This is a genomic window from Pseudoflavonifractor capillosus (genome assembly GCF_016902575.1).
Classification (GTDB): Bacteria; Bacillota; Clostridia; order Oscillospirales; family Oscillospiraceae; genus Enterenecus; species Enterenecus capillosus_A.
The window spans coordinates 1-219 of record NZ_JACSNZ010000177.1; the positions used below are offsets into that span (position 1 = coordinate 1).

Below are 219 nucleotides of genomic sequence, written 5' to 3' on the forward strand. Positions count from 1 at the left end.
CAGGACTCCGATCAAAGCCCAGCAAAGCGGGTTTGATTGGAAGAGGAGGAGCAGCGTAATGACTGAGCTTTCGTCCGCCGACGGAAGCGAAGGATATGCAGCTTGTGACAACGATGGCCCGTTGGTCAAGTGGTTAAGACGGCGGCCTCTCACGCCGCAAACACGAGTTCGACTCTCGTACGGGTCACCATTCGAAAGCAAACTACGGATCATTCGCTT

General features: G+C 54.8%; 1 tRNA gene. It reads left to right on the forward strand.

Annotated elements, in window-relative coordinates:
• The first annotated feature begins 115 nt into the window (after nt 1–115).
• Nucleotides 116–190, forward strand: a tRNA-Glu gene (locus H9X86_RS12360).
• The last annotated feature ends 29 nt before the right edge of the window (nt 191–219 follow it).